This is a genomic window from Sphaerochaeta sp. S2 (assembly GCF_016406725.1).
GTDB lineage: Bacteria > Spirochaetota > Spirochaetia > Sphaerochaetales > Sphaerochaetaceae > Sphaerochaeta.
The window spans coordinates 1-4,988 of record NZ_JAEKNT010000292.1 but is presented as its reverse complement, the minus strand read 5'-3'; the positions used below and the strand labels follow the sequence as shown (position 1 = coordinate 4,988).

The 4,988-nt window shown below is 44.5% G+C and carries 4 protein-coding genes and 1 pseudogene; 4 read left to right on the top strand and 1 reads right to left on the bottom strand.

Annotation, left to right across the window (positions count from 1 at the left end; genetic code table 11):
• Positions 1-397: pseudogene (locus JF818_RS08585) on the bottom strand (hypothetical protein); the annotation flags it as partial.
• Between the two features lie 463 nt (positions 398-860).
• On the opposite strand from JF818_RS08585, the gene JF818_RS08580 reads away from it, so the two are divergent.
• The 4 genes from JF818_RS08580 (at position 861) to JF818_RS08565 (ending at position 4,960) form a co-directional block, all read left to right on the top strand.
• Positions 861-1,364, top strand: coding sequence for a hypothetical protein (locus JF818_RS08580; RefSeq protein WP_198891601.1), 504 nt, complete (start codon positions 861-863; stop codon positions 1,362-1,364).
• Positions 1,345-2,286: a metallophosphoesterase gene (locus tag JF818_RS08575; RefSeq protein ID WP_198891600.1), complete on the top strand. Its 942-nt coding sequence runs from the start codon at positions 1,345-1,347 to the stop codon at positions 2,284-2,286. The genes JF818_RS08580 and JF818_RS08575 overlap by 20 nt, the downstream gene beginning before the upstream one ends.
• A 223-nt stretch (positions 2,287-2,509) precedes the next feature.
• Positions 2,510-3,631: a GNAT family N-acetyltransferase gene (locus JF818_RS08570; RefSeq protein WP_198891599.1), complete on the top strand. Its 1,122-nt coding sequence runs from the start codon at positions 2,510-2,512 to the stop codon at positions 3,629-3,631.
• A gap of 249 nt (positions 3,632-3,880) precedes the next feature.
• On the top strand, positions 3,881-4,960 hold the full coding sequence (locus tag JF818_RS08565; RefSeq protein WP_198891598.1) for an extracellular solute-binding protein: 1,080 nt from the start codon (positions 3,881-3,883) through the stop codon (positions 4,958-4,960).
• The last annotated feature ends 28 nt before the right edge of the window (positions 4,961-4,988 follow it).

Sequence of the window (4,988 nt, the reverse complement as noted above, 5' to 3'; positions counted from 1 at the left end):
TTCTTCGGCAACATCCTATGTTTATCAGAGACAGGGATACTGTGCATAGTCCGCAGCTTACGCAAATATCTTGATGGATACGGGCATACCCTTCCTCATCCGAATCGATTGCATCCACCAAGAAAGGAAATATCTTTGCATCAAGCCCACGCTCGGCAAAGCGTTTGGCATTATCGGTGGGAGATATCCACAGATCAGCGGCAAAAACAGTCACGTCATATTTCTCTGCAAGCAGAATGGATGAGATTCCCATACCACAGCCGAGATCAAGAATGCGCATACCTGGAGCAATGGGAAGCGAACTTGCCAGTTCTTCGGTGATCCGCATCGCATTCGGCCCCATCATCGTCTCCAGGAGAAAGTTCTTGTCATAGGTATCAGTTAAGGGTGTTTTCATACTCATTGTCCTCGCAGTAGAGAAATTCTACTACATACGGTATAGGAAAACATCATCCCCATCATACATAGTCGGTTGAAATCTTGTATTTCCATAGAACAAATGCACGAGTAATGAACCATACAGATGTTCAATAAACATTGCTTAGGGAGTGTTTTTTTCTTGAATATTCGATTTTTCCTTGTATACTTACCTATAAAATTCACTGTGAGCAGGTACTAATATTGGTATGATACAAAACCTTTCTAGGAAAATTTCCAAATCCTCTCTACGCCTATGCCTGATCATTGTATTGATGAATGTCTTTTTCATCAGTGCAGCCCCCTATAGGCGGACACATATACTACAGACAATTGGTTTGAGCAGCTCAATAGTTGCAACAAAAGCTACCTCTTTGGCTACTGTGCTTGGAGTTGAGTATCAAGATAGATCATTTCTCCTCGGATATAAACAACAACCACAAATGCAAGATGTAGCACTTCGATCCTCGTTCATTTTGGCTGAGCAACCTTCATGGACAAAGAACGCACTTATCTCATACGCTCATGGTTCATTCGGTACTGCAAGTGCCTATCTGTTCGATGTAATAATCGGGTACGAACGACAATTTTTCTTTCAAGGTGAGAATCTTGCGTGGGATCTCTCGTATGGACTAGGAGTACAGGGAAGCATGTCGGTACTTCCTTTCATTGACAAACCACTTTACAATGCCAGCCCCTATCTCTCAGCGAAAATAACCTGTACAAGCTTTGACCGTCTGGAACTCTCTGCCCATATGTCCACGAGCACCATGTTCACCTATGCTTGCCAATTATTGAGTCCGATCACAGGAGCCGGAATTGCCTGGAAGCTTACCGATTCCCTGCATATTGGGGGAACTTACGATCTTCAATATTCTGATGTATATCCGGAGTCCGTCATTTTCTTTACAAAGGAGGCAGAAATCTATGCAAAATGGACCTCATAGATCTGTACTTCTTATAAGCTTATTGGTACTGATAAGCCTTTGCTCATTTGTTGGCTGTTCTGAAGCCGTTGGCTATTCGAGGATTGAAAGAAACCACCCTGGAGGGTCTTTTGACCAGGAAATAACCACGAACACGGAAACAGATTCATTCTCATTCCTTGTCTTGAGCGATATCCATTTCGGAAGGACGGAAGAAGGGGTGTATTGGGCATTTGATGAGTTCTTTGAGTGGGTAGATGAATATCAGAATTCAGATGAGTATCCCTTGGACTTTGCATTGAGCCTTGGAGATGGTACTGCATATTCCAAAGAGTGGGAGTACCAAAAGTATGCAGATTTCATTATGGAACTTGAGAACCGGTCAATAAGAACCAATGCAGTCCTGGGAAACCATGATGTAAGAAATATTGGGAGAGAGTATTTTACTCAGTACATCAATCCTTCTACTGCGAGAAGATTCAGTCATAAAGGTCTCTCGTTTTATCTTCTTGATACCGGTAACGCAAGTCTTGGAAAGAACCAACTAGACAATCTTATGAGAGCGGTAAGAGAGGACCCCAACCCCAAGATTTTCTGTTCCCATTTTCCGGTATATGGGGGCCCTGATACGTTCTACTTCTCCTTATCGAATCCTCATGAAAGAGCACTGCTACTACAGACCATGGTAGAATCAAAAACAGGGCTGTATCTAGCCGGTCATCTACATCTTTCCAGCAAAATTTATCATTTCACAGATACCACAACAGAATTTGTTTGTGAATCATTCCACGGACGAAACTCCCTCTTTGAATCGACGCTACCTGTGTGGTATGTACTTACTTACCAAGCGGAAAGTCATGCAATAAGTATTGTAAAATACTCGGTGACAAACGCTAAGAAAATAGTGCATGAAGAGAAAGCAATCATCAACTTACCACGATGAGGCACCTCATCACTCATAGGCTTTCATTTCTCGTTCATACCTCTACAACCGTTACCAGCTGCTTAGGAGACTGTACTTTGTAGCCAAAACAGCCTTATAAGCCCAATATAAGCACCCCTAAACTATACATTTTTTAGAGAAATGTAAAAATATTACGCTCAATTATAGTTACTCCCCACCTAAAATGCAGTACAATGGGCAAAAATGCTAGGAGGAGGGCAACATGATTACTATCCATTCTGTCTCCTCTAATCGTGATTGGAACCAATTCTTTGCATTTCCAAACCAACTCTATAAAGACAACCCTTACTATGTACCTACCTTGATCCTCGATGAGAAGTGGAACTTCAATCCTAAGAAGAACCCAGCATTCGAATATATTGATGTTGCAGCTTTCCTTGCAAAAAAAGAGGGGAAGGTAGTTGGGCGTATTGCTGCCTTGATCAACCATAAGCTGAACAAGGCCCAACAGAAAAAGTATATCCGATTCACTCGCTATGACGTAATTGACGATATTGCAGTCAGCAAACTCCTTTTCGAAAAAGTCTTCTCGTGGGGCAAGGAAAAGGGAATGGATACCATCATCGGCCCCATTGGTTTCTCAGACCTCGACAAACAAGGACTCTTGGTTGAAGGCTTCGACCAGCTCAGTATGTTTATCACCTTGTACAACCATCCCTATTACCATGAACACCTGCAACAACTGGGTTTTACCAAAGACGTGGACTGGGTTGAATACAAGGTCTTTGTACCTGAAAAAATCGATCCAAGAATTGAGAGAATCAGTGAAATCGCACAAAAGCGCCATGGATACCGCCTACTCTCCTTTACCAGCAAAAAAAAGGTACTGCCCTACGCCCACCAGATGTTCCATATGTATAATGAAGCATTTGCAGAGCTTTATGGATTCTGCCCGCTTACCGATGGACAGATAAACCTTGCCATCAAGCAATTTCTAAGCCTGGTAAGCCTTGAGTATATCTACGTTGTCGTGGATGCCAAAGAGAAGGTCATTGGGTTTGGAATCATGGTCCCTTCCCTCTCTCTGGCAATGCAGAAATCGCGTGGGCGTCTGTTTCCGCTCGGTTTTGTCCGGATTCTCAGGTCACTTAAGAAGCACGAAGTGCTGGATATGTACCTTATCGCAGTCAAACCTGAATATATGGGAAGAGGGGTGAATGCCATCATCCTCCAGGAAGGTATCAAGACAGCACTCGCAAACGGGGTCCGTTACGCTGAGACCGGCCCTGAGTTGGAGTACAACGAGAATGTGCAAACGCAGTGGAAGAGCTTCAAGACCGAACAACACAAACGAAGGCGTTGTTATATTCGCACTCTCGAGTAAACGCTCCCCGGTTGCACCAATTTATTTTTCTTGTAACCTCACATCAGATGAACAGAAAACGCATTGACTTACGCTCTTTCATGAAATCAAAACAAATCTTTCATACATAACAAATTTATCTTTCCTAGATTGGAATTGACTTTGGAGTTGTCAAGACCTACGATACCTATGAGGTGCTGATTAAAAAAGGAGATAGACGTAATCAGAGTTAGGAGAAGGCATCTTACATTCCTGAAGGAGGAATTCTGTATGAAAAAAGTCATTCTTGTTCTCATGGTCCTAATGGTTATGGGCAGTTTAATCTATGCCCAAGCATCAGCCGAGACGAAAAATCCCGTGCTACGAATCATCACCTGGTCAGGGTATGCCCCGCAGGAACTGCTTGATAAGTTCACTGAGGAAACCGGCTACAAGGTTGAGGTGACCCTCAGCAACAACGAAGAGATGATCAGCAAGCTCAGAGCAACCCGTGGCGGCGGATTTGACCTTGCCCAGCCCTCACAGGACCGCATCTCCTCTGTCGTTGAGCAGTATGGCATCTACCAGCCAATCGACTATGCAAGGATCGAGACCGAACAGATTGATGCTTCCCTGCTTGAGGCAGTGAAGAAAAACACCTTGGTGGACGGAGAATCCTACGCTGTTCCACACGTGTATGGAACTGAAGGCTTGGTAGTCAACAAGGCCTTGGCACCGGATGTTAAGGATTTCAAGGATCTTCTCGATCCCAAGTATGCAGGAAGAGTATCCTACCGCCTGAAGAGACCTACCCTTATAGGCATGGGATTCTCCCTCGGCTATGATCCATTCGAGCTCTATAATGATCCAGAAGCATATCAGGACTTCCTTGACGAGATGGAAAAAGTTCTCATCGCTGGAAAGCCTTCAGTAAAAACCTACTGGGACAACGGAGACCAGCTGTTGCAGTCTCTCCGCTCTGAAGAGGTCTGGGCAGCATCAGCTTGGGAACAGGCTGGATGGAAACTTCATGCGGAGAACCCAAACATCGACTATATCGCCCCAACCAGCGGAGCACTTGCTTGGGTCGACACCTTCGCCATACCGGCAAAGAGTGAAAACCTTGATGCAGCATATGCATACATCAACTTCATGTTGGAGCCTGAGAATGCTGCGTTCTTCACCAATCGAGAGACCTATGGAACAGCTTCCAAGGATGCTGTGAATTATCTTGATCCCGAGATCAAGGCAAACTTTACCCGTGGCCTCCCTCCAGAGGTACTGGCAAACATCAACTGGTATCCGACCGTCCCAGCAGGAATTGAAGAGATGGAAGGAAAGACCCTCGATAAGGTAAAGGCTGCTCGCTAGCAGAAATGATCAACGTATTGCCAATAGC